Origin of the sequence: Citrobacter sp. Cb080 (assembly GCF_030334745.1) — a bacterium.
Lineage (GTDB): Bacteria > Pseudomonadota > Gammaproteobacteria > Enterobacterales > Enterobacteriaceae > Citrobacter > Citrobacter braakii.
This window is the reverse complement of sequence record NZ_JAOWDG010000077.1, coordinates 47,337-73,122: the sequence shown is the minus strand read 5'-3', so window position 1 is coordinate 73,122 and position 25,786 is coordinate 47,337. Positions and strand designations below refer to the sequence as shown.

Here is a 25,786-nt window from a genome sequence, read left to right as displayed (position 1 = left end):
TGCCTTATCCGGCGACGAATTTTATTGATTAAACAACGCCGACAATCCGCTGCGACGTTCAGTGCGGGTGGCAATGGCGTTACTTAATATCCGCTCATCGGCATACAGTGACAGACGCCGGCGCGCGCGGGTGACGGCGGTATAGACCAGTTCGCGGGTAACCACGGGTGAATGCTGGCTGGGTAAAATCAACGCCGCATGGTCAAACTCAGATCCCTGCGATTTGTGCACGGTCATCGCCCAGGTGGTTTCATGTTCAGGTAAGCGACTGGGCTGGACTGATTTGATAGAACCGTCCGGCAGCGCAAACCACACCCTCAGGCCCTGTCCACGATCGAGGGCAATACCGATATCACCGTTAAATAATCCCAGCGAACTGTCATTGCGCGCGATCATCACCGACCTTCCCTCATACCAGCGGCTATGCGTCGAACGATGAATTTTACGTTTTTGCGCCATCACCTGCTCAAGGCGTTCATTCAAACCACCCACGCCAAACGGACCTTCACGCAGGGCGCACAACAGCTGATACTCATTGAAGGCCTGAATGACAGCATCCGGCTCAGCGCCCTCGCGCAGTAAATCCAGATAGTGCCCATAACCCGCCAGCGCCTCATCCAACATCGCGGCGTAATCTTCGCTGCTATGTAGCGTGCGTTTTTCGATGTCGCTAAACCCCTGCTGGAAGACCGTTTTGAGCGCGGCTTTGTCACCACGATTAATCGCAGCAGCCAACTGACCGATTCCCGAATCGCTACCGAAACGGTAACTCTTTTGCAGCAGACACAAACTGTCGCGCAAAGCGGCGGCCTGAGTTCCCAGACCTGCCGGAATAGCGCTTCCGGTCAGACGACTGAGCTGGCGGGCGCGTTCCGGGGTAAACCCGTCACCGACGAAAGCACAGATATCCCCCAGCACCGCCCCCGCTTCGACGGAAGCGAGCTGGTCACGATCGCCAAGAAAAATCACCCGCCCGTGCGGCGGCAGCGCATCGATAAGGCGCGACATCATCGGCAAATCAATCATCGAGGCTTCATCCACCACCAGCACATCCAGATGCAGCGGGTTTCCCGCATGATGACGCAGGCGCTGACTGCCTGGCTGAGCGCCTAATAATCGATGCAACGTACTGGCGTCATCGGGAATGCGTTTCTTTTGCTCTTCGGTTAACGGCAGTTCTCGTAGCGCTGCGCCCAGCGAGGCAGTCAGGCGCGCTGCCGCCTTTCCAGTAGGAGCCGCCAGACGAATACGGCAGCGTTCTCCCTCCGCCATCTGAATCAACGCCGCCAAAAGCCTCGCAACTGTTGTCGTTTTTCCGGTCCCCGGCCCGCCGGAGATCACCGATATACGACGGGTCAACGCCACCGCAGCGGCCACTTTTTGCCAGTTAACACCTTCCGCTGGTGGAAACAACGCCGCCAGCGTGTGGGTCAGCCGTTGTTCATCCACCTCAATGGCGTGGTTAACTTCACTGAAAAAGCGAGCCACCGCCCGTTCGTTATGCCACATCCGATTCAGATACAGGCGATCGCCGTGCAGCACCAGCGGCGTGGGTTGCTCACCACGGCTTACCGCCCCGGAGGCCAGCAAACATTCCGTCCAGTCTTCTGGCTCCCCCACTTCAGCGAGCCAGGCGCTTAAAAGGGGATGGGCATCCTCGCTCAGGGATAACCGTGAAAGTGGTAAGCAGACGTGCCCTTCTCCTGCTTCACGACTAAGCAACGCCGCCGCCAGCGCAACGGCAGGGTTATCATTTCCGGCAACCGCCAGAGCAAACTGGGCATCCAGAGGCCGGAGCTGTTTTTGCTCCACAGCTTCCAGTAATCGTTTCTGGATTGTCATGACATCTCCTCCAGTGGCGCACCGACAAACATCTCGTCCATCAAGGCGATTAACTCCCCGTCTGGTCGGGTCGCGTAAATTCCCTGTTGCGGATTTTCACTGTCAATGCCACGCAAGAAGAGACAAATAACGCCGCCAAAATGGCGTTCATAATCGTAATCAGCAATGCGATGGCGCAAGTAGCGATGCAGCGCCAGGGTATAAAGTTGATACTGCAGGTCGTAGCGATGCGCCTGCATGGCAGAGGCCATCGCCTGCTGCGTATACGCTGAGCTGTCTTCCCCCAGCCAGTTCGATTTGTAATCGAGAAGGTAATAACGCCCCTGGTGGCGGAAAACCAGGTCAATAAATCCTTTCAGCATGCCGCGTACCTGCATAAATTCCAACGCAGGGCACCCCGCGGAGAGAGGATCGTATTGGCGAATTAACGCATCAAGTTGGCTGGCCATCAGCGGCTGCGAAATCGGCAGGTAAAACTCCATCTCCACCTGTTTTTCACGCGCGGAAAGATGGCTCAAACTCACGCCCGTCTCGTTGAGAGGCGCCTGCAAAATGGCATCCAGCCATTCGGTCAAAACCGGCGTCCAGTGCGCGTCATAACCGCCCAACGCCAGTTTTTCCTCGACCCAACGCGGATCTACCGGTTGAGTAAAGTCGAGATCTTCAAACAGGCTATGCAAGAATGTACCTGGCGAAGCGCCGCGCGGGAACTGATGCGGAGTAAGCCCTGACTCTTCAATAACCTCACCAACGCCTGCGGCATCAATATCCAGTCGCGGGATCAGATCCTGCGCGATTCCATGCCCACGCTGCTGCAGACCGGAATAACTGGTCACGCGCCAGCTATCGCCGGGCGTACGCTGCAGTATTTTCGCACTCAGTTCGCAGCTAACAGCTTGCGCAACTTGCCAGCGTTCACCGTCAGGCTGCGCAGGCGTCTGGCAGGCAATATCATCACTGCACAACGCTTCAATCGCACTACGCAGACCCGCGGCATCCATCGGCTCACCTTTTTGCAACAGGCGACCAAGGGCGCTGTGATGTACATCGGTATCCCCTTTTTTATCGCCCCGACGTCGCACCAACGGCGCCAGGCCAAGGCTGCAGTGCCATACCGAACGGGTTAGCGCGACATAGAGCAAACGCAGGTCTTCCGCCAGACGCTCCGCTTCAGCCAGCTCAACGCTCTCCTCGGCATCGCTGAGATCCAGCACGGCTTCAAAAGAGCTGCGATCGTGGTAGAAAGCCTGATCCTGGACGCGGAAATTCGTGATAAACGGCAGCCAGACCAGCGGATACTCCAGCCCTTTAGATTTATGGATAGTGACGATTTTGACCAGATGCTTGTCGCTTTCCAGCCTGAGCTGCTGGCTGGACGCGTTGCTGTCGGGTTCAAGAATATGCTGGGACAGCCAGCGCACCAGCGCATGCTCGCTTTCCAGCTGCGAGCCTGCTTCCTGCAACAGTTCGCTGATATGTAAAATATCGGTCAGGCGGCGTTCGCCCCCCGCCGTCGCCAGCAGGTTTTCCGCAATCTGGCGGGTTGTCATCAGCGCGCGCAGCATCGGCATCACGCCGCGTTTATGCCAGATCTGACGATAGCCATCAAACTCTTCGACCACCGCATCCCAGGCATTTTCGTCGTTATTTAACGCTTCAAGATCCTGCGCATTCAGCCCCATCATTGAGGTCGCCAGCGCGCTACGCAGCGTGTTCTCACGCTCCGGCGTCATCACCGCCTGCAGCACCCACAGCAACTCCCGCGCTTCCAGCGTTTCAAATACGCTGTCACGGTTGGAAAGGTAGACGGAGGGAATTGCCAGTTGCGTCAGCGCATCACGGACCAGTGCCGCCTCCTGGCGGCTACGAACCAGTACGCTGATATCCGACGCGCGTACCGGACTGGATGTTTTACCACTGACCAGTTGCGCAGCGCCAGACTGCCCGGCCTTAAGCCAGTCGCGAATTTGCGTGGCGCACACCTGGGCCATGTAGTTCTGATAATCGCCTACGCCGCAGCTTTCCCCTTCCATCAGCCACATGCTCATGGCTGGCTGTGTCTCACCGTGTAAAACAAACCGAAACGACTGGTTTTTTTCTGCAAATTTTACCGGGCTAAAGGGGATTTCGCGGAACATAAAGGCGTCATCCATCTGGCTGAAAAGCGTATTTACGCTATTGACCATGCCGGGGGCCGAACGCCAGTTGGTATCGAGCGTATAGTGTGCGCTGACCTCGCTGCGCGCCTTCATATAGGTGAAGATATCCGCGCCGCGAAACGCGTAAATCGCCTGTTTTGGGTCGCCAATCAGCAGCAGTGCGGTATCCGGCTGATGCTGCCAGATCCGGCGAAAAATACGGTACTGCTGCGGATCGGTATCCTGAAATTCATCGATCATCGCGACCGGAAAACGGGTACGAATAGCCGTCGCCAGCGCATCACCGCTTTCACTGCGCAACGCCGCATCCAGACGGCTGAGCATATCGTCAAAGCCTAGCTCACCGCGGCGTCGTTTCTCCTCGGCAACCGCTGAACGGATCTCCGCCAGCGCCCGGGTGATCACCAGATCGCGGAGAGTTAACGGTTCGCTAAGCAGTTCATCAATAGCGACAAACAACGGGTGCTGAGGGGTTATTCCGCCCGCTTTAGTGCGCTCTTCCAGAAAACGCTGTGAGAATTTCTCCAGCGCGTCAGGAAGCTGATAACTTTGGGTTTCTTCTTGCGCCCATGCGCTGATCTTTTCGATCCACTTGCCCTGGTTACCACGATTAAATTTACGCCGGTCGATCCCGGAGGCTTCCAGCAGGCCATCCAGCTCATCAACGGAATCACGCCATTGCTGCTTGATCTGGTTAATGCGCGTGAGAATTTGTTCGTGCCGGGAAGCCAGCGTTTCGTCATCAGACGGCGGAGCCTTGATGACCGGCGCTTCCCCCTGCAGATAGCGATCGATGTCTCTCAGCAGAGCCTGCGGTCCTTTCCACGTTTCAAAAATCACCTGCGCAATGTCGCGGGGTAGCGGATAGCAGTGTCGACGCCAGAAGTCCGCACAGGCCTGATAGCGCAGCAGCGATTCATCTTCTATCAGTTGCTGTTCGAACAGCATGCCTGATTCAAAGGCGTTGAGACTGAGCATACGCTGACAAAAGCCGTGGATGGTAAACACCGCCGCTTCATCCATCTGTCTTTCAGCCAATAGCAGCCAGTGAGCGGCCTGTTTTTTATCGGCGATTTCATCTAACAAACGGGCATATAGCGGGTTGTCGGTCTTTTCACGCAGGCAGGCAATTCGCAGTTCATGAATGTTGCTACGAATTCGACCGCGCAACTCTTCGGTGGCCGCCTCGGTGAAGGTGACCACGAGCAGTTCTTCAACGGTCAGAGGACGAGGAAAGGCGGCAGAGCCGCCCAGTCCAAGCAGTAAACGTAAATACAGGGCGGCGATGGTAAAGGTTTTACCGGTGCCCGCAGAGGCTTCAATCAGGCGCTCGCCCGTCAGGGGCAAGCGCAGTGGATCAAGGGACTCAGCGGCATCATTCATTCTTATCACTCATCAGGGGTAAGGTTTGCTGCAACGCGCTGACGGTCTGCCACACTTTCCAGCCTTCCGGGTGCACATATTCTGCTTTCCCGTTCTGACTGCCGGAAACCTGTGACAGTATCGCCATGCCTTGCGGCTTAACCACCGCCTGATGGAAGAAGTCGGCAAGTTTTTGCGGCGTCAGCAGTTTAATCTGAGCCACTATTTTATCACGTGAATCGAAGCGCATATTGCCGCGATCAAAATCTTTGCTTAACTGTGAGGCTTCTTCCCCCAGCGTTTGCGGCGCCTGCAGCATTTGCGCAATAATCGCCTGCTGAATTTGCGCAAACTCTTCAGGTTTCATCGCCCGCAGCTTCGCTTCCGCCGTCGGGAAGAACGCTTTATAACGCTCCCAAAGATAAGACGGCTGCTTATCATTGCTTTGCAGCAGGAACCCCATTCCCCACTGACGGCCGATACTCATCGGGAAAGCAAATACAGCGTAGCCTAACTGCTCTTCAGTACGCAGTTGATTGTAGAACCACGGCTGAACAATCTGCCCTAACATGGCGCTGTAGGCTGAACTGGCGTATTCATCGTATCCGGTTGGCACAAATACCGCCGCCAGCGCGGAGTCCGTGCTACTGCCTGCTTTTTCAAAGATGACGGACTGCTTCTTGTCCACAACCACATCTTTATTGCGACACCACTGTGACCCGTTAGCGCCAAGCTGTTGTTGGATATCCCGCGCCATGGTCGTCGCCTGAGCGGCGCTCATATTACCAATTACCAGGAATTCAGGCCGCGCACCGGTTTTTAAGGCGTCGCGGTACGTCATCACCTCTTTCAGGGTGATGGAAGGCAGTAGTTTACGGCGCTCATCGCGTGAGAAGTACGGCACCTGAGAAAGCATCTGCACTGGCATAATTGCCTGATCGTAGGCTTTACCCTTCTCTGCAGAATCCATCATCTGGGCATACCAGGATTTCGCCTGTTCCAGCTGTTCATCCGTTGAGGTGTAGCTGAAATAGCCGCTCAGCAGCGCCTGAAAAAGCTGCGGCAGACGTTGGGTATAGCCGTTGGCGTTAAGCATCAACCCATTGTTAGCGTTGGTAGAGAAACCAATTCCACCTACCGACGCCTGATTGCTTAACTGATCGAGCGAAATCCCCGCCAGGTAATCGTTAAGTGCGAATAATACCTGGTTGCGGGCGCTGTCCATGGCCTTCGGGTTACGCAGGATCACGCTGACGTCAGCCTTCGGCTCACTGGCAAAATACTGGCTCGGCGCATACACCACGCGTAGATCCGGCTCATCAACGATCAGTTCCGGGTGAGCGTATTTTTTATCCGTTTTAATCAGCGTGAAATCATCCGGAATGTAGGGGTTCAACTCCGGTAACGACAGCGCAATGCCCTGCGCTTTTTTCTGCCAGTCGGCAAAGGTTTTGTCGCTGATTTTATCCACCTGGTAAGGCGCATCGACAAAATAAGCGGTTTTATTATGCGGTTCTTTCGCACTGATATACCAGATACGCGCATTCTGTGGCGTCATCATTGCCAGGCGTTGCTCAACGGCTTTCACATCGTACTGGTCGGCAATATTCACCGCATCCAGCGTATGTTCGACAGGAACGCGGATCATGGTATCAGCCAGCCATTCCACGTAGTCCATATCACGGGTGATGGAGGGATAACGGAAATCGAGATCCAGTACGTGCGCCAGTTCGTCAAAATAGCGTTTATCGACGCCTTTATCGCGTAACAGATTGAGATAACTGAAAATTGCCGCAACAACTTCATCGCGGTTCGCCAGCCCTTTGTCGGTTAACGTCGCGGAAATGGCTAACACGCCGCTGTTCCCATTCACCACCGGATCGGAATCCGCACGAATACCTTCAACCAGTCCCTGCTTTTGCAGCCAGTCAGACAACGTGCCAGGGCTACGATTACCAATCAGATAGGTAACCAGCTCATCGGTTTTACTGCGGAACTGCGCGCTGTTGTTATCGATACGAAACTCGACGCGCAGTACTTTACGCGGCATTGCCGGAACATAGTGGATGATGACGCCCTTTTGCGCGTCGGTGACTACCGGTACGGTAATTTCAGGCTTTGCGATATTTCTGTTCGGTACGCGTCCAAAGGTGTCAGCAGCTATCCGCGCCAGCTCTGGCAGCGGCTTATTGCTATAAATCACCGCCTTCATCAGGTTCGCGGAGTAGTACTTTTCATGAAATTTTTGTAATGCCTGCACCACCGGGTTTCCCGGTTTATCGCTTAATGTCTCGAGATTTCCGCCGGAGAAACGCGAGCCAGGGTGCGCCGGGTTGATGGTCTCAGCACTCACCTGCGCCATACGCATCCCGTCTCGGGTACGCGCCAGCGTCAGCTCGGAGTTAACCGCGTTACGCTCACGATCGGCATATTTTTTATCCAGCAACGGATCGGCAATAGCGTCCGCCAGGCGATCCACCGCCCCCACCAACGCGTCGTTTTCGACTTCAAGATAGAAGGCCGTACGGTAAGGCGCGGTGCTGGCATTGTGGCTGCCGCCGTGCATTTTCAGGAATTCAGCCAGACTGTCCGGCTGTGGGTATTTTTTCGAGCCCATCAGACACATGTGTTCGAGATAATGCGCCAGCCCCTGATGCTCGTCCGGATCTTCCAGCGAGCCCACGGGAACCACCAGTGCAGAAAGGGATTTCACGGCCTGAGGATCGGATACCAGCAACACGACCATGCCGTTATCAAGGCGCACGGCCTGATACTGGCGGGTGTCTTTATCGCTTTTACGGATGGTTTCAGCTAAAGGCTGCCAACCGGTATCTGCCTGACTTACGGGAACCCAAAGGGCGACGAACAACAGTAATGCGCTGAACCAGGTGCTGCGGGGCATTCACAAACCTCATCATTAACGTATTCACCTGTTCACAGCAAAGCACGCATAAATACGTGGTCTGAACAGGGCAAGACTATGTGCTGAACGAGCCAGCATCCTCTCTTTGTAAGAATCAGTCCGTGACAGAATGCGCATCATAGTGGAAGCCATCGAACTGCGCAATTTTTATACAATCATCATGACTGATTAAAGCGAAAAATCGGTAACAGGTAGTGCTGAGACTGTAAAACAATGGTCTCAAGCGTAGCCGCATCCAGCTGACGCCAAAGACGCTGATACCAGATATCATCACCTTCACCCCGTACCATCATGTTGCCTTCATAGGCCTGCAGAAACTTACTGCGCGCTTTTTGCAACGTTGCATCGTCATCTAACATGGCATCATTTACGGCGTCATAACAGGTTTTTATCCAGGCGCCGCCGCTTTCGGGCAATACCAGCAATGGTGACGACATGCCTTCCCGATACCCGTCAATGAGCTGCGACAGGTACAGCAGTGCCTGCTCTGCATCCAGTGGCGGAAAACGCCATTCCCCGTCTTTACGCAGGAACAACCGGCTCTCTCCCGTACCGCCACTGGCACAATAGACAAGATGTTCCAGCCAAAGTTGCACACCCTGCGCAATGCTTATCAAAGATGGGCGCCAGCGCAACAAACCGTCCTCTTGCACCTGTGGCAGCCAACCGGTGATTTGCACGCCGTTACAGTTAAGATCGATTTCCATACTCTGGCAGGGCTGACGACAGGCGATAATGCGTTCAGCCAGCGACTGCATCTCCTGACGCTGCGTATCCCACAGAATTTCGCCAAATGGCCCATAGGGAAGCGTGCCCGCCGCACGAAAACGGCGAAACAGTTGTTCAGCATCCTTCTCTTCAACCAGCGTGTTAAGCAATTGCTGATTAAGCTGATAGCGGGTTAATCCTTCAAGAGTGAACGGTTCCGTTTCCGGGATCTCACTTTCTTCAGAGCGGAAGTTGACCCTCAGACGCATCTGGAAAAAAGCCCTTACCGGATGAGCCCAAAATCGCTGCAGCGTTTCCAGCGTCAGCGCTTCAGGCATCTCAAAGGGAAGCGTCTGGACAAAATCCGTGTGCGCTTTTCCTGACAGGCTCGCCGCAGGCAGCCATTCCCGGGCATAGCTTTGCTGTTCGCCCGGTAGATAGTTTTGTGCATCAAAGGGCATACGGGTATGCAAACGGGTAATGTGTGCTTTTGCCCGGGCTTCGCTTTGATCGCAGGTCAATGATTCATCGCCCGGCAGATAGTGGCTTTGCCCGATGTAGTCCATCAGTTCCTGCACCAGTACCGACGGGAAGCGCTCGCTGTTGTCCTGAATGGAGCGGCCAATGTAGCTGATGTAGAGCGTTTGCTGTGCTGAAATCAATGCTTCAAGAAACAGGTAGCGGTCATCATCGCGACGGCTGCGATCGCCCCTCATCGGTTTTTGACTCATCAAATCAAAGCCCAACGGCGCAAGCTGACGCGGATAAACGCCATCGTTCATACCCAGCAGGCAAACCACCTTGAAAGGAATAGAGCGCATCGGCATCAGCGTACAAATGTTAACTGGCCCCGCCAGGAAGCGCTGGCTAATGCGCTCCTGGTCAAGACGCTGAGCCAGCTCATCTCGCAATAGAGAAAGCGGTATGGCATCACCATACTCAGCCCCCAGACCTTCAGTGATAATGGCCTGCCACTGCTGTTCAATCAGTGTCATCGCCGCTTCGGTATCTGCATCCGGCAGGAAGAAATCATTAAGCATGTCCCGACAAACGGGCAGCCACTCTTCCAGCGGGCGCTCCTGCGCTAACCCTCTACGCCAGAGATTGAGCTGCATCAGCAACGAGGCCAGATGCCCTACCAACTCGGCAATCAAACCGTTGGACTCATCGTATGGCAATACCGATTGCCACTCGCCCTGCGCGCTTTCCATCGCGTAGCCGAGCAGCATGCGCGTTAAACCAAATTGCCAGGTATGCTGACCTGTAGGCGGAAGTTCCAGTTCACGCACGTTATCGTCGTCAATTCCCCAGCGAATCCCAGATTCATTGACCCATAACCGAAGATAGCGCAGCCCTTCTTCATCGATATTGAAACGCGCCGCCAGCACGGGCACATCCAGTAATGCCAGCACATCTTCTGAGACAAAACGGCTATCCGGCAGCGACAGCAGGCTAATAAAGGCCTGTAAGACAGGATGAGACTGGCGCGCCCGACGGTCGGAAATCGCATAAGGTAAGTAACGCTCAGCTGGCGCACTGCCAAAGACCGACTGAATAAATGGGCTGTAGCTGTCGATATCCGCCACCATCACAATAATATCGCGCGGCGTCAGCGTGGGATCCGCTTCCAGCATTGCCAGCAGGCGGTCATGAAGAATTTCTACCTCGCGCTGTGGACTATGACAAACATGGAAAGTCACGCTGGTGTCGTTTAGTTCAAGCCGTCGTTTATTGTCGCTACGCGAATACTCTTCAAGCGTAACGCCCGCCACGGCATGACTTTCAAGTTCCAGAATATCCGATTGAATATTATGCAAAAGATTGTCAGGTGTTATATCGACAAACGCATCCAGCTCCTGACTATTTTCCAGTTCTGAAAGCAGATAAATGTAATCGCGCCCCAGTTTGCCCCACGAGGCCAGCATCGGGTTGCCCACATCCTGTTCACCATCGCTGTTAAACACCCCTTCGGCTTTCTGACTATCGCGAAACAGCGGCAGATGGCGTTCTTCAAAGCTGTGCCGACGCTGACGCGCCATCAGCTTCGCCAGCCAGGCAGGATCTTTTATATCTCCCCAGTAGTAGCGACAAGGGTTGGTAAACAGCAGATGAATATCAATGTGCTTGCCCAGCGCCTGCAATGCCTGCAAATAAACCGGCGGCAGCGCCGAAATGCCGCAAATAAAGACGCGAGAAGGCAGTCCCTGCGGACACTCGGACGCACTTTCCAGAGTCTGAATAAATCGTTGGTATAAATTGGCGCGATGCCAGCGCGGCTGGCCCAATTCCTCGGTGTGTTCCACCAGCGCTTTCCACAACGGCGCCTGCCAGGCCTGAGACTCGCCGAGTCCCTCAACCAGTCGCCCGGCTTCCCACAGGGTCAACCACTCAGGGCGATAGACTAAATACTGGTCGAAGAGGTCAGCCGCGCGCGAGGAAAGCTGAAACAGCTTACGTTTATCGGTGTCGTCCGTCAGATAGTGGCGCAGCAATGCGAAGTCATCGCCATCCAGCAATTGCGGCAACAGCGTCATCAACTTCCAGCTCATGCTCTGTTTGCTGAACGCGCTCTCTTTCGGGATATCCGGCAGCACGCGCACAAACATATCCCAGATAAAACTCGCGGGCAGCGGAAAATCGATGTTGGCGGCAATACTAAACTTCTGTGCAAGGGTCATTTGTAGCCACTGTGCCATACCGGTACTTTGAACCAGGATCATCTCAGGTTCAAAGGGGTCGTCCAGCCGCTCGCGCTCAACGATAAATTCCATTAACGCTTCCAGCACATCCAGACGATTGGAGTGGTAGACCCTTAACATAGCGACTCCTGACTACTGACGATTCGGGCAATGCAGACGCGTCATCTGACCCTGCCTGCCCAAGGGTGAAGAAATTTTAACGTTGATGCTGACACATCCCGCGCTCGTTGTCTGCATTCGGTTAACCTGCCAGTTCAAAGGCGATGAAAACTGATACAGCTGGGTTTGCTGCCAGGCGTGACGCCAGAGTTGCTGATACTGGTTTCTGATGATAAAGCTGTTCATCAGCGCCCGCTGGTATCCTGACAGCGCGGTCACAATCATGATCATCAGCACCATTGCCAGCATCACTTCCGGCAGGCTAAAGCCACGCTGTCTGTTCAGGGGATCTGACATAGTGCCTGCTCCTTTAGTGGACAAAAATCGCTCCAGCCATGCGCCGAATATTCGATATTGTCATCAATAATCGCCCCCTGCCGCCATAACGATACCCCTTCATAATGGACTATAAGCAGCACGAAATTATTAGTAAGCAGTCGCAGGCAAACCGCGGCATCCTGCGTGGTATAACGCCGACACTGTGCAGCGAGTTGTAAGCGCCAGGGCTGCATACGCCCCCATTCCATCGCGGATTGCACCACCGCCTGGCGCTGCAGAGCCTGACTTTGCGTGACCACTCGCGAAGCAAAACGGGACTCCTGCCTGCTAACGCCTTGCAGCAGAAGGCTACCGAGCACCAGCAGTAACAGGACCATCGCTAAAGATGAAACGCCCCGCTCACGGTTCACAGGTTGAATCCTGTCACGCTGTAGACTGCTTCAATAACCTTTTGTGGTTCGGCATTGTTCACTCCGCGCAAACGCAGCGTAAGGAGCGGGGAATATCCGCTGATATTCAGACGTTCGACCAGAAATGCCTCAATCTGTATCGTGGCTGGATCGGTCATTTTCTCCCACCCTTTTCCATTGCAGTCCGTTACTCCCCGCAGGGTCTCCAGTACCTTGTCCTGTAAACGAAATCCAATCGTATCGGCCTCTTTCGCGGGACTGCTCTCCCAAATGCCGTTGCTATTGGCATCCCAGCGTGCAATGACACAGTCGCCCTTAGCCGATATCTCCAGCCCTTCTCCGACACAGTTTCCGCGGCAGTACCCTGCCCGCTGAAGATGCTTCGCCACGGTGTATACCCGCTGCCATATTTCATCTTCAAGCGCTAACTGGCGCGTGTTGCGCAGGATCTCTCGCTGCAGCGCGGGTAAAAATCGCGCTGAGCTAAGCAATAAAACGCTGCTAATCGCCATAGCAATCAGCACCTCAAGGAGTGAAAAGCCCCGTTCATTTACTGACATAACCTGGCCTCATCTTTCTCGCAAAGCCTGATTCGCCCCCAGCCTGACACCACCACGCGCCATTCCCCTGTCGTATTTTTCAGGCGAATATGTCCAGCCCATGCCGTATTGCGCAGACCAAAAAAGGCCAGTGAAGGCGTTATCTCTGCCATTTCGACATCGTCCCAAGGCGGTGTAAAAACCAAGGGCGAAACGGGTAGACACGTGGTTTGCACAGCAGCAGAGCTGACAAAACACCAGGATGTGCCATCCCGAATCACGCTGATGACGTGATCGCGGTTACGCCAGTTAGCATCTTCACGCAGTTGCAGCAGGTAATCTCGCACCTGAATGGCGGTTTGCCATAGCCGCTGTTGCTGCTGCCAGCGCTGCCAACCATACAGCCCCGAGGCGCCAAGCGCCGCGACGATCAGCATCGCAATCAGGGTTTCGAGAAGCGTGTAGCCGTGTTGTTTTTTCATGTTGCCAGTATGGCGTGAGGAAAATGAATAACGAGCGGGAAATTCGGTTTCTACGGCGAGCTACGAGGAATATTTGTCGCGTTGCAGGTCGTTGCAATATTTCAGGAACCCACGCCGAAGAACGCGATTTGAGACAAAAAAAACCGACGCACACGAGCGTCGGTTGTGACAGCATGAAGCCAATTAGATAGCCACTGGCGCTTTAATACCAGGATGCGGATCGTAGCCTTCAATTTCGAAATCTTCGAAGCGATAGTCAAAAATAGATTCAGGCTTACGTTTGATGACCAGCTTCGGCAGCGCGCGCGGTTCGCGGCTAAGCTGCAGATGCGTTTGATCCATATGGTTGCTGTACAGGTGCGTGTCGCCGCCGGTCCAGACAAAATCACCCACTTCCAGATCGCACTGCTGCGCCATCATGTGTACCAGCAAGGCGTAGCTGGCAATGTTAAACGGCAAACCGAGGAACACATCGCACGAACGCTGATACAACTGGCAGGAGAGCTTGCCATCCGCCACGTAAAACTGGAAGAACGCGTGGCACGGCGCCAGTGCCATTTTATCCAGCTCACCGACGTTCCATGCAGAAACGATAATTCGGCGAGAGTCCGGGTCATTTTTGAGCTGGTTTAACACCGTGGTGATCTGGTCAATATGGCGACCGTCTGGCGTAGGCCACGCACGCCACTGTTTGCCATAAACCGGGCCCAGATTACCGTTTTCATCCGCCCATTCGTCCCAGATTGAGACGTTGTTTTCATGCAGGTAGGCAACGTTGGTGTCGCCCTGCAAAAACCACAGCAGTTCATGAATGATCGAGCGTAAATGACAGCGTTTAGTCGTAACCAGCGGGAACCCTTCCTGCAGATTAAAACGCATCTGATGACCAAAAATGGAAAGCGTTCCGGTTCCGGTACGGTCGTTTTTCTGTGTGCCTTCATCCAGCACTTTTTGCATCAGTTCTAAATACTGTTTCATGGTTCCTCAGGAAACGTGTTGCTGTGGGCTGCGGCGGTACGCCCAAACCATCATAATAATGCCTGCGACAATCATCGGGATTGAGAGGATCTGTCCCATGCTGATGTACTGTACCCAGGTGCCGGTAAACTGCGCATCCGGCTGGCGGAAGAATTCAACGATAATACGAAACGCGCCATAACCAATCAGGAACAGACCGGATACCGAGCCCATCGGGCGCGGTTTACGAATGTACAGATTAAGAATGATAAACAGCACAACGCCTTCCAGCGCCATCTCATAAAGCTGTGAGGCGTGGCGCGGCAGCGAGCCGTAGGTATCAAAAATAGACTGCCATTGCGGGTTAGTTTGCAGCAGTAAAATATCTTCGGTACGGGAGCCCGGGAACAGCATGGCGTACTTGAAGTTCGGATCAACGCGTCCCCACAGCTCACCGTTGATAAAGTTGCCCAGACGCCCTGCCCCCAGACCAAACGGAATCAGCGGGGCAATGAAATCAGAAACCTGGAAGAACGAACGCTTGGTGCGTTTGGCGAAGATAATCATCACCAGGATCACACCAATAAGCCCACCGTGGAAGGACATCCCGCCGTCCCAAACGCGGAACAGATACAGCGGGTTATCGAGGAATAACGGGAAGTTATAGAACAGTACGTAACCAATACGCCCTCCAAGGAAAACCCCGAGGAAGCCCGCATACAGTAGATTTTCTACTTCATTTTTGGTCCAGCCACTGCCCGGACGATTAGCACGGCGCGTCGCCAGCCACATCGCAAAAATAAACCCCACCAAATACATTAAGCCGTACCAGTGAAGCGCGACGGGTCCGATTGAGAAAATGACCGGATCGAAATCCGGAAAATGCAGATAGCTACTGGTCATCTGTCACCACAAGTTCTTGTTATTTCGCTGAAGTCAGACAGCAATTGATAAGCGCGCCTGCATAATGCAGGCGCTCCAAAGGTGCGAATGATAGCACATGGGGATCGCAGCGGATGCCGATTACAGTTAAAAGATATGTATACCTACTGTTACCAGCCCTCGATTCACAATCCCCCGCGAATCAGTCCCCCCATGCCACGGCGTTCCATAAAAGCCGCCACCTGATGGCGTACTTCTGTCGCCATCTGCGCTTCCAGGCTGCGTTGCGCCAGCGTTTGCGCCTCATCAAAATCGATATGGCGCAGCAGATATTTAACGCGAGCCACGGAACGACCGTTCATCGACAAATGGCGAAAACCCAGGCCGATCAGAATGGCCACGCACATCGGGTCGCCCGCCATTTCACCGCACAATCGCAAATCGATACCGCTTCTTTCGGCTTCCTGCGCAATCATCGCCAGCACACGTAACATACCCGGATGCAGGCTGTCATAAATGCTGGCTACCCGTGTATTGTTACGATCGACAGCCAGAATGTACTGGGTGAGATCGTTGGTTCCGACCGAGATAAAGTCTATCCGGTTTATCAGATGCGGCAGCATAAACACCATCGACGGAACTTCCAGCATGATGCCAATGCGCGGTTTTGGGATCGCGTAGCCGATCATCTCTTCCACTTCGCGTCCGGCGCGTTCAATCAAACGTCGCGCTTCGTCCACTTCATCAATGCTGGTGACCATCGGCAGCAAAATGCTCAGGTTGCCGGTTGCCGCGTTGGCACGCAGCATGGCCCGAACCTGGATCAAAAAGATCTCCGGCTGATCGAGCGTTATGCGGATCCCACGCCAGCCAAGGCACGGGTTCTCTTCACTGATCGGCATGTAGGGCAGTTGTTTATCGGCGCCGACATCCAGCGTACGTAGGGTCACCGGCTTGTCGTTAAACATTTGCAGCATGCCCTGATACTGCGCAACCTGTTCTTCTTCCGAAGGAAAACCGCTTTGCAGCATGAACGGGATTTCGGTGCGATACAGGCCAATGCCGTCGATCCGGCTCCCCAGCTTCTCTTCATGCTCCGGGCTGAGGCCCGCATTGAGCATCACCTTCACGCGCTCGCCGCTTTTCAACTGTGCTGGCTGGTTGACGTCGTCTTCCGCCAGGCGGCTCAGCTCAATTTCTTCACTGATAAGACGCTGGTATTCCTGGATCAATACCGGTTCTGGATCGACCAGCAGTTCACCGCGATAACCGTCCACTACCAGCGTACGGCGGTGTAACACCGATGGCTGGATATCGGCCCCCATGACGGTAGGGATACCCAGCGCACGAACCATAATAGCCGCATGAGAGTTGGCCGCGCCGTCCCGGACAACCACACCGACTAAGCGGTCCTGAGGAAGTTCCGCCAACGTGGTGGCGGAAAGCTCATCCGCCACCAGCACAAAACGTTCCGGCCAGGTATTCGGCCCCTGGATTGAGTCGTCAAGATGGAACAGTAGACGCTGGCCCAGCGCGCGTAAATCTCCGGCCCGCTCTTTGAGGTAGTTATCACTCAGCGCGGCAAACTGTTCGGCAAACTTTTCAATGATCGTTTTAACGGCCCACTCGGCCACCGAACCGTTATCCACTTCCGCAAACAGCTCACGGCGCAGACGAGTATCGGAAAGCAAGTGTGAATAGAGATCAAAAATCGCCGCCGTTTCTTTTTGCGCCCCGGCGGTAAAGCGTTTGCTGTAGCGGCGGAATTCATTCGCCGCCTCTTCCAGCGCACCGGTGAGTCGCTCGCGCTCAAGCACCGGATCCAGCGTTGAAGCCTGATAGACCTGCTCCATCAGCGGCAGCGTCGCATCCTGCCAGCCTTCGGCTATTGCCACGCCAGGGGCGGCGGGCAATGCGCGGATGCGCGTTTGCCGGTATTGGCCGAACAGCGCGTTAAGCTGCGACTGCGAAAGAATCGCCGCCATTTGCGTAGCGAGCGTGACGAGGAAAGACTCTTCACTTTCATCGTACTGGCGCAATTCGCGCTGCTGGACCACCAGCACACCTAACAGCTGACGGCGCTGAATAATCGGTACGCCTAAGAACGCACGAAAGCGCTCTTCTTTTACCGAAGGGATGTATTTAAAGCTGGGATGTTTTTGCGCATCGGCGAGGTTGATAGGTTCCGCCAGCCTGCCAACCAGGCCAACGATACCTTCATCAAACGCGAGTGCGACAGTACGACCACGCGGTTTCTTCAGTCCCCGGGTCGCCATGAGGTAATAACAACGTCGATCGTGATCGGCCAAGTAAACCGAACAGACCTCTGTATCCATCGCAAGACAGATGTCGGTAACCAGAATATTCAGCGCTTCATTCAGACGCGGAGCACTGGCCACCTTTTCGACTATTTCGCGCAGGCGGGTGAGCATAATTTGCGTAGCTTAACCTCTTTTACGTCTGTACGCAGGTGCGCTTTGCGGCTTAGGAGTGCTCTCCTGAAGCGCCATGACAACACTTGCGAATTCTTTCATCACCCTGCGATAGACATCGCGTTTAAATGACACCACCTGTCGAACCGGATACCAGTAACTCACCCAGCGCCAGCCGTCGAACTCAGGTGTACTGCTGGTTTGCATATTGATTTCAGCATCGCTGCTGACCAATTGCAGAAGAAACCATTTTTGTTTCTGGCCGATACAAACCGGCTTCGTGTCCCAACGCACCAAACGTTTCGGTAACTTGTAACGCAACCAGTTACGAGTAGAAGCAAGGATCCGTACATCTTTACGACTGAGACCCACTTCTTCAAAGAGTTCCCGGTACATCGCCTGCTCTGCTGTCTCTCCTGCATTTATCCCACCTTGCGGGAATTGCCAGGAGTGCTGACCAAATCGCCGGGCCCACATGACCTGCCCCTGGCGGTTACAAATTACTATCCCTACATTCGGGCGGTAGCCATCGTCATCAATCACCGGACTACCTCAATATAAACCTTATATACAAACGATTGTTTCACACTCCAGAGAGGCGGTAAACCACTCTGTTAAGGGCGCGATACTCTAATAACAATTGAATAACTCACAGCTAAGGGCGGAGTTATAAACAGAAGAAGGGCAAGCAAGGCGATTTTATTCACCTTTTCTGTGGATATAGTTGTGAAGAAGTACGGAATTACTATGGGAAAACCCAGAACAGTCCGAATAAGACATTCGTCACATATCAAAAATAGTCTTCTATATTCATAAAGTTAAAACCGTTCAGCGCAAATAAACCCATAGAAACGTGACGTATATCACGCACACGATCTTCAGGCTGATGAAAGATCGACCAGCGTTGGTTTTATCCACAGATTATGCCAATAAGTTAGGCACAATTTGTGTGAAAATTCGATTTTCGTCGCACGTCAAGGCTGTAAATTGAAACAGTAGTGGGGGTTTTTCACAGTTATCCCATCTTTCTGTGGATAACATGGTGTAAGATCCTGTTCATTGTCAGTGACCAGAATTGGAAAACCCGCTTCGCTGTTGCGCAACTCTGCGTATGTGAATCTAAAAACCAATATAAATCATAGAATTGAATAAAGCATGTGGAAAAAGATAAACTCTGTCCACACGGTATAAAATCTTTGCTCATTTTTTCACCTAAGGGTTAACCCGATGTCAGAACTCCATCCGCTGCTTTCTCCCCCTGAATCTGAAGCCCAGTTGTTGAGCCAGGCACAGCTGCTTTCGGGCTACGCGCTGGGAGAGTTGGCGGCAATGGCGGGACTCGTCGCCCCCAAGGATCTCAAGCGCGATAAAGGCTGGATTGGCGTGCTACTGGAAATCTGGCTCGGCGCCAGTGCGGGCAGCAAACCGGAGCAGGATTTTGCGGCGCTGGGCGTGGAGCTGAAAACAATCCCAGTGGATAGCCTTGGCAGACCGCTGGAAACCACCTTTGTGTGCGTGGCACCGTTAACCGGCAATACCGGCGTTACCTGGGAAACCAGCCATGTGCGGCACAAACTTAAACGCGTTCTGTGGATCCCGGTAGAAGGCGAACGCAGCATCCCGCTGGCAGAGCGCCGCGTCGGCTCTCCCCTGCTGTGGAGCCCGAATGAAGAAGAAGACCGGCAATTGCGTCTGGACTGGGAAGAGTTGATGGACATGATAGTGTTAGGCCACGTCGAACGCATCACTGCCCGCCATGGGGAAGTGCTACAGCTGTGTCCTAAAGCCGCCAACGCCCGAGCGCTTACCGAGGCCATTGGCGCCCATGGCGAACCCATCCTGACCCTACCACGCGGTTTTTACTTGAAAAAGAACTTCACGCGCGCATTGCTTGAGCGACATTTCTTGTTTCAGGCGCAATAGACACCGTCCGGTCTTTCACCCGCCGCGTTACGGGCCTATAATTACCGCTTCTTTTTTTTGGCAGGACTTTGTTCGATGTTATTTGCATGGATAACCGATCCTAACGCCTGGCTTGCGCTCGGTACGCTGACGCTGCTGGAGATCGTTCTTGGGATCGACAATATTATTTTCCTCTCTCTGGTTGTAGCCAAACTCCCGACAGCGCAACGCAATCATGCCCGACGTATTGGGCTTGCGGCGGCGATGATCATGCGTCTGGCACTGCTCGCCTCTATTGCCTGGGTAACGCGTCTGACAAACCCGCTATTCGAAGTGTTTGGCGAGGCAATATCAGCGCGCGACCTGATCCTTCTACTGGGGGGATTGTTCCTGATCTGGAAAGCCAGTAAGGAGATCCACGAATCCATTGAAGGTGAGGAAGAGGGGCTGAAAACCCGCGTTTCCTCTTTTCTGGGCGCGATTGTGCAGATCATGTTGTTAGACATTATCTTCAGCCTGGATTCCGTGATTACTGCGGTAGGCTTGTCCGATCATCTGTTTATCATGATGGCGGCAGTGGTGATTGCCGTGGGTGTGATGATGTTTGCTGCACGCCCGATTGGCGATTTTGTCGATCGCCATCCTTCGGTAAAAATGCTGGCGCTCTCGTTCCTGATTCTGGTCGGTTTCACGCTAATTCTGGAAAGTTTCGACGTCCACGTTCCGAAAGGATATATCTATTTCGCCATGTTCTTCTCTATTGCGGTAGAGACCCTGAACCTGTGGCGTAATAAAAAAAATCCGCTCTGATGAAATCCATCGCTCCCCGCACGGGGAGCGAATGCGCGCCACACCTACCTCTTCTCACAGTTTAAGATTTTACTGCTTTCGCCATGCACAACTTCGCGTTATTACTAAACTATTGTCAGATGCAGGCCATGTGAGGATAAGCAGATGAAAAAATGGGCAGTTTTGATTTCCGCCGTAGGACTGGCTTTTGCCGTTTCCGGATGCAGCAGTGATTATGTAATGGCGACAAAAGATGGTCGAATGATCCTGACCGATGGAAAACCAGAAATTGACGATGATACCGGTCTGGTGAGCTATCACGACCAGCAAGGCAATGCGATGCAGATTAATCGCGATGATGTGTCTCAAATCATTGAACGCTGATGGTTGAGGTCAGCAGCGCGCTGGCCTTAACAATTTTACTTCCCTTTTTCTCTTCCCTCAGCCATTTTTATAATCCTTATGTCGTGATTATAAAAAGGAAACGGCTATGCAATATCACCGTATACCCCACAGCTCGCTTGAAGTCAGTACACTGGGGCTGGGCACAATGACGTTTGGTGAACAAAACAGCGAAGCCGACGCACATGCACAGCTCGATTATGCCGTAGAACAAGGCATAAATTTGATCGACGTTGCCGAGATGTATCCGGTACCGCCGCGTCCTGAAACCCAGGGTCTCACCGAAACCTACGTAGGTAACTGGCTCGCCAAACACGGCAGCCGTGAAAAGCTAATCGTTGCTTCTAAGGTGAGTGGACCTTCACGTAACAACGACAGCGGTATTCGACCGAATCAGGCGCTGGACCGTAAAAATATCCGTGAAGCGCTGCACGACAGTCTGAAAAGACTGCAAACCGATTACCTGGATCTGTATCAGGTTCACTGGCCGCAGCGCCCGACCAACTGCTTTGGTAAGTTAGGCTACAGCTGGACGGACTCTGCGCCAGTCGTTTCGCTGCTGGATACGCTGGACGCGCTGGCAGAGTTTCAGCGCGCGGGGAAAATTCGCTACATCGGCGTGTCCAATGAAACCGCGTTTGGCGTGATGCGCTACCTGCACCTGGCGGACAAACACGATCTGCCGCGCATCGCCACCATCCAGAACCCCTACAGCCTGCTGAATCGCAGCTTTGAGGTTGGACTAGCGGAAGTGAGCCAGTATGAAGGCGTTGAACTGCTGGCCTACTCTTGCCTTGGCTTCGGTACATTAACCGGTAAATACCTGAACGGCGCGAAGCCTGCCGGTGCACGCAATACGCTGTTTAGCCGTTTCACACGTTACAGCGGCGAGCAAACGCAAAAAGCCGTTGCGGCCTATGTGGATATCGCGAAACGCCATAATCTGGATCCTGCGCAAATGGCGTTGGCATTCGTGCGTCGTCAGCCGTTTGTCGCCAGCACCCTGCTGGGAGCCACGACGATGGAGCAGCTAAAAACCAACGTTGAAAGCCTGCATCTGGAGTTGAGCGAAGAAGTACTGGCAGAGATTGAAGCGGTGCATCAGGTGTATACCTATCCTGCACCGTGACGGTTAGTGCCTGATGGCGCTACGCTTATCAGACCTACAAATTGCTGCGTTCTGTAGGCCAGATAAGGCGACGCTGCCATCCGGCACATTCATTGTTCATTCATCTCGTACCAGGCTGGCGGCGCTGCCAAATCCACAGCGCCGCAATCGCCAGCGCAAACAGCGCGCCGAATCCAATACCAATCGCTACCGCCGGGATCCCCACCAGCACTGCCAGTGAGTAAATCCCAAGCATCAGCAGCATCGCGCTGTTTTCGCCCAGGTTTTGCACCGCGATCGCATTACCCGCACCGACGCTTTTCTTGCCCCGCTCCTGCAGCAACGCATTCAGCGGTACCACAAAGAAGCCACCTGACACGCCGATAAGCATCAGCAACGCGTAAGCCGGAAGCAGCGCATGCTGAAGTGAGAAAATCAGCACCACGACGCCAATCAGGATCCCCGCTGGCATACAGCGCGACACGGTTTCCAGCGTCACCAGCTTCGCTGCCGCCCCCGCGCCTACGACAATCCCAATCGCTACCATGGCATTGAGGTAGGTCGGCGTAGCGTTATCGGTGATGCCGAGCGCCACCGGAACCCACAGCACCAGCAGAAAACGCAGCGTGACGCCCGCGCCCCAAAAAAGGCTGGTTCCGACCAACGAAAAACGTGTTTCACCGTTGCGCCACAGCGAAGAAGCGGCGCAGAAGAAACTGCGCGTCATTTTCCCCAGATGCCAGGATTGGCCAGGACGAGCCGCGGCCAGTTTCGGGATGTACAGGTTAGCCACCACGGCGCCAGCATAGGCCAGCGCACAGGCAGAAAGCGCGGCAATCACATGCCAGTCGGCCAGAACGCCACCAGCGACAGAACCGAGCAAAATCGCGGCGATAGTGGAGGCTTCCATCAGGCCGTTGGCTTTCACCAGTTTGTCACCGGTGGTCAATTCACCGAGAATGCCATACTTGGCCGGTGAATACGCGGCCGCGCCAATCCCCACCAACGTATACCCGAGAAACGGATTAATGCCGAAGCAAATACTCGCCGCGCCCAGCAGTTTCAGGGCGTTCGCGAACATCATCACTCTGCCTTTGGCAAAGCTATCCGCCACCTGTCCAACAAATGGCGCAAACAGGATGTAAGCGCCCACAAACACCATTTGCAGGATTGGCTGGCTCCAGTCCGGATAAAATTGTTCCTTCAGCAGCGCCAGCGTAGCGAACAGCAGTGCGTTATCGCCAAACGCCGACAGAAACTGCGCGGCGATGACGGACATCATCCCTTTGGACCAGATTGAAGTGTTAGTGTGCGCTGACTCAATCATGTTGTTTTTCCGGCTCATCGACCCAGCTTTTCAGCGTAACAAAATCCGGCTTACCGCTGCCGAGTAATGGGAGTTGCTTCAGGTGGCGAATATCACGCGGCACGGCAAGTTCAGGCACGCCATGCGCTCGCGCATACTGCTGTAGTTTTTCACGCGTGAGTTCGCTGTCGGTAGTGAACAGCACCAGCGCCTCACCTTTGCTGGCATCGCTCTTGATCGCCGTGGCGTGCATTTTGTCTGCAGATACCGCCAATGCCAGTTGCTCAACCATTTCCAGCGAGACCATCTCTCCGGCAATTTTAGCAAAACGCTTGGCGCGCCCCTGGATCTGTACAAAGCCGTTTTCATCAAAGCGGACGATGTCTCCGGTGTCATACCAGCCGCGCTCAATCTCACCCTGCGCATTTTCTGCCGTCGGCACTTCCAGCACGCCAGGTTTTTCGACGCGCAAATAGCCGCTCATAATATTCGGGCCTTTCAGTTGCAAACGCCCACCATCCTCAATACCCGGAACAGCCAGCAGTCGGGCATCCATGCCAGGCAAGATGCGCCCTACCGTTCCTGATTTTGCCGCCATCGGCACATTGATCGACACAACCGGCGCACATTCCGTCACGCCATAGCCTTCAAGGACGCGCAGGCCAAATTTCTCCTGCCATAGCTGTTTTGTGCTGTCTTGCAGTTTTTCCGCGCCTGCCACCACATAGCGCAGGCGGTGGAAATCGTACGGATGCGCGAAACGCGCATAGTTGCCGAGGAACGTTGAAGTACCAAACAACACGGTGCAGTTCCGGTCGTATACCAGCTCCGGCACAATGCGGTAATGAAGCGGGCTGGGATAAAGAAACACTTCCGCACCGGTCAGTAGCGGCGTGAATAATCCCACCGTCAGGCCAAAGGAGTGGAACAGCGGCAGTGCCGACATAAAGCGGTCATCGGCGGTGAAATCGGCAATTGTTTTAATCTGCTCAACGTTCGCCAGAATACTCTTGTGGCTGTGGACCACGCCTTTCGGATGGCCTTCCGAACCAGACGTAAAGAGGATCACAGCAGCCTCTTCCGGCTGCTGTTTCACCTGCGCCAGATGCGGTGCCAGCAGATGTGAGAAAATCCACAGCTTATCGCTCAACGTCACATCGGCTTTTAAATCTTCCAGATAAACCCAGCGTACCTGGGTGAGCTGTTCCGGTAGATGCCAGAGTTTGCCTTTATCGAGAAACTGTCGGGAAGTGAAGATCGTTTTGATTTCAGACGCAGTAATGGCGCTGGTTAACCCTTTCACGCCCGCCGTGTAGTTCATCATGGCCGGAATGCGTCGACGCGCAATGGCTCCAAAAATGACCGCCGCGCTGATCCCCGCATTTGGCAGCATCAGGCCGATTTTTTCACCTTCGGCGCTGTATTTTTCCAGAATACGGGCCACAAAGAGCGTCTTAGTCAGCAGTTTGCGGTAGCTGTCCGGCGTAAAGTTAACATCTTCAATGCAGTTTTTGCCCGCGCCAAAACGGTATTTTGCCGCCAGCAGCGACTCGTATAGCGTTTCACGCGGGCGTACCGCCATGCGTGCTTCCATCATAATTTGATGCAGCATTTCACCGGCGATTTTGCGGCGATCGCGCGCTCGCGGGGCTTCCGGCATTGGCATTTGAGTCGGCGGTAGAATGTGCAGTTGGATACGCGGGAAGAATCGCTGTTTAACCAGACCTTTCAGGCGGCTGAAGTGGGAAAGCTCTGCTCCCTCAATGCGGACAGGAACGACCGTCGCTCCCGACTTCGCGGCGACAAACCCGGCACCGTCATATATTTTCATCAACGAACCGGTGGTCGAAATGCGTCCTTCGGGAAAAATCACCACCGGACGGCCCTGCTCGACCAGACGGACCAGATGCTTAATCGACATCGGTTTAGTTGGGTCTAACGGCACGAAGTCAATCAGCGGGGTTAGCCAGCGCATATACCATTGCTGGCTGATCGAGGTGTAAACGGCGAAGACGGGACGAATCGGTAAAAATAGCGCCAGCAGGATGCCGTCTATAAATGAGACATGGTTGGGAGTGATTAGAACGCGTTCTCCCTGTAGCGCGCTGACATTGCCCGTGACGCGAACGCGGAAAAGCACGCGAAACAGATTACGAAAAAAGCCAAATAGCATCTCAACTCCCTGTGCCATTAATTATAGAAACATTAATGGTGGGAGAGTATACGAGTTGGGGAATGGGCGCGACAGGTAAACAGGTAAATACAGTCCGAAAAAAAACCTGCGCATCCGCGCAGGTCGGTGCAAGAGACAGGTACGAAGTGCGTACCGAATAATCTCACCAATCAATACCTCTGGGATCTTGATTGTGGTCGTCAGCAGCCAGATACGCCAGTACGAAAACGCAAAGGAATGAACCCAAATGCAACGAGTTGTGTAAATTATCGG

18 protein-coding genes are annotated in these 25,786 nt (G+C 54.0%); 4 read left to right on the top strand and 14 right to left on the bottom strand.

The annotated features are described in order from the left end of the window. Positions 1-21 precede the first annotated feature (21 nt). The 12 genes from recD to rppH form a co-directional block, all read right to left on the bottom strand. Positions 22-1,842, bottom strand: a complete 1,821-nt coding sequence (gene recD / locus OGV38_RS16065; protein ID WP_286474008.1) for an exodeoxyribonuclease V subunit alpha — start codon at positions 1,840-1,842, stop codon at positions 22-24. After that, positions 1,839-5,384 carry an exodeoxyribonuclease V subunit beta gene (recB, locus tag OGV38_RS16060; RefSeq protein WP_269518010.1) on the bottom strand — a complete coding sequence of 1,182 codons (3,546 nt, stop codon included), beginning with the start codon at positions 5,382-5,384 and terminating at the stop codon, positions 1,839-1,841. Before recB ends, recD begins: the two co-directional genes overlap by 4 nt. Continuing rightward, a complete protein-coding gene (ptrA, locus tag OGV38_RS16055) occupies positions 5,377-8,265 on the bottom strand; it encodes a pitrilysin (protein ID WP_269518011.1) in 2,889 nt (962 codons plus the stop codon). Before ptrA ends, recB begins: the two co-directional genes overlap by 8 nt. A 179-nt stretch (positions 8,266-8,444) precedes the next feature. Next, positions 8,445-11,813, bottom strand: coding sequence for an exodeoxyribonuclease V subunit gamma (gene recC / locus OGV38_RS16050; protein WP_286474004.1), 3,369 nt, complete (start codon positions 11,811-11,813; stop codon positions 8,445-8,447). Between the two features lie 12 nt (positions 11,814-11,825). Next, positions 11,826-12,149: a prepilin-type N-terminal cleavage/methylation domain-containing protein gene (locus tag OGV38_RS16045; protein ID WP_047359086.1), complete on the bottom strand. Its 324-nt coding sequence runs from the start codon at positions 12,147-12,149 to the stop codon at positions 11,826-11,828. Further along, a complete protein-coding gene (locus OGV38_RS16040; RefSeq protein ID WP_047499364.1) occupies positions 12,134-12,541 on the bottom strand; it encodes a DUF2509 family protein in 408 nt (135 codons plus the stop codon). Before OGV38_RS16040 ends, OGV38_RS16045 begins: the two co-directional genes overlap by 16 nt. Continuing rightward, a complete protein-coding gene (locus OGV38_RS16035; protein WP_109018335.1) occupies positions 12,538-13,101 on the bottom strand; it encodes a prepilin peptidase-dependent protein in 564 nt (187 codons plus the stop codon). The genes OGV38_RS16040 and OGV38_RS16035 overlap by 4 nt, the downstream gene beginning before the upstream one ends. Beyond that, entirely contained in the window at positions 13,092-13,562 is a 471-nt protein-coding gene (locus OGV38_RS16030; protein WP_016157377.1) for a prepilin peptidase-dependent protein, read from the bottom strand. Before OGV38_RS16030 ends, OGV38_RS16035 begins: the two co-directional genes overlap by 10 nt. 183 nt (positions 13,563-13,745) lie before the next feature. Continuing rightward, on the bottom strand, positions 13,746-14,540 hold the full coding sequence (gene thyA / locus OGV38_RS16025) for a thymidylate synthase (protein WP_003033990.1): 795 nt from the start codon (positions 14,538-14,540) through the stop codon (positions 13,746-13,748). Positions 14,541-14,546: 6 nt separating this feature from the next. After that, the gene (gene lgt / locus OGV38_RS16020; protein WP_003825606.1) at positions 14,547-15,422 is read right to left on the bottom strand and encodes a prolipoprotein diacylglyceryl transferase; all 876 of its coding nucleotides are present in this window, start codon (positions 15,420-15,422) and stop codon (positions 14,547-14,549) included. A gap of 164 nt (positions 15,423-15,586) precedes the next feature. After that, complete coding sequence (gene ptsP / locus OGV38_RS16015; protein WP_016157379.1) at positions 15,587-17,833, bottom strand: phosphoenolpyruvate--protein phosphotransferase; 2,247 nt, start codon at positions 17,831-17,833, stop codon at positions 15,587-15,589. Between the two features lie 12 nt (positions 17,834-17,845). Beyond that, on the bottom strand, positions 17,846-18,376 hold the full coding sequence (gene rppH, locus OGV38_RS16010; protein ID WP_003825602.1) for an RNA pyrophosphohydrolase: 531 nt from the start codon (positions 18,374-18,376) through the stop codon (positions 17,846-17,848). A 684-nt stretch (positions 18,377-19,060) separates the two neighbouring features. Here rppH and mutH point away from each other — a divergent pair. The 4 genes from mutH to OGV38_RS15990 all read left to right on the top strand — a co-directional run bounded on the left by mutH (position 19,061) and on the right by OGV38_RS15990 (position 22,055). Beyond that, on the top strand, positions 19,061-19,756 hold the full coding sequence (gene mutH, locus OGV38_RS16005; RefSeq protein ID WP_286474001.1) for a DNA mismatch repair endonuclease MutH: 696 nt from the start codon (positions 19,061-19,063) through the stop codon (positions 19,754-19,756). Positions 19,757-19,831: 75 nt separating this feature from the next. Continuing rightward, positions 19,832-20,545 (top strand): TerC family protein, encoded by a 714-nt coding sequence (locus tag OGV38_RS16000; RefSeq protein WP_016154277.1) that lies wholly within the window; start codon positions 19,832-19,834, stop codon positions 20,543-20,545. A gap of 144 nt (positions 20,546-20,689) precedes the next feature. Continuing rightward, a complete protein-coding gene (ygdR, locus tag OGV38_RS15995; RefSeq protein WP_000758660.1) occupies positions 20,690-20,908 on the top strand; it encodes a lipoprotein YgdR in 219 nt (72 codons plus the stop codon). Between the two features lie 106 nt (positions 20,909-21,014). Continuing rightward, complete coding sequence (locus tag OGV38_RS15990) at positions 21,015-22,055, top strand: NADP(H)-dependent aldo-keto reductase (RefSeq protein WP_016154278.1); 1,041 nt, start codon at positions 21,015-21,017, stop codon at positions 22,053-22,055. 100 nt (positions 22,056-22,155) lie between these two features. Here OGV38_RS15990 and lplT read toward each other — a convergent pair whose 3' ends face one another. Beyond that, on the bottom strand, positions 22,156-23,361 hold the full coding sequence (lplT, locus tag OGV38_RS15985) for a lysophospholipid transporter LplT (RefSeq protein WP_016154279.1): 1,206 nt from the start codon (positions 23,359-23,361) through the stop codon (positions 22,156-22,158). Next, a complete protein-coding gene (aas, locus tag OGV38_RS15980) occupies positions 23,354-25,513 on the bottom strand; it encodes a bifunctional acyl-ACP--phospholipid O-acyltransferase/long-chain-fatty-acid--ACP ligase (RefSeq protein WP_016154280.1) in 2,160 nt (719 codons plus the stop codon). Before aas ends, lplT begins: the two co-directional genes overlap by 8 nt. Positions 25,514-25,786: the final 273 nt, after the last annotated feature.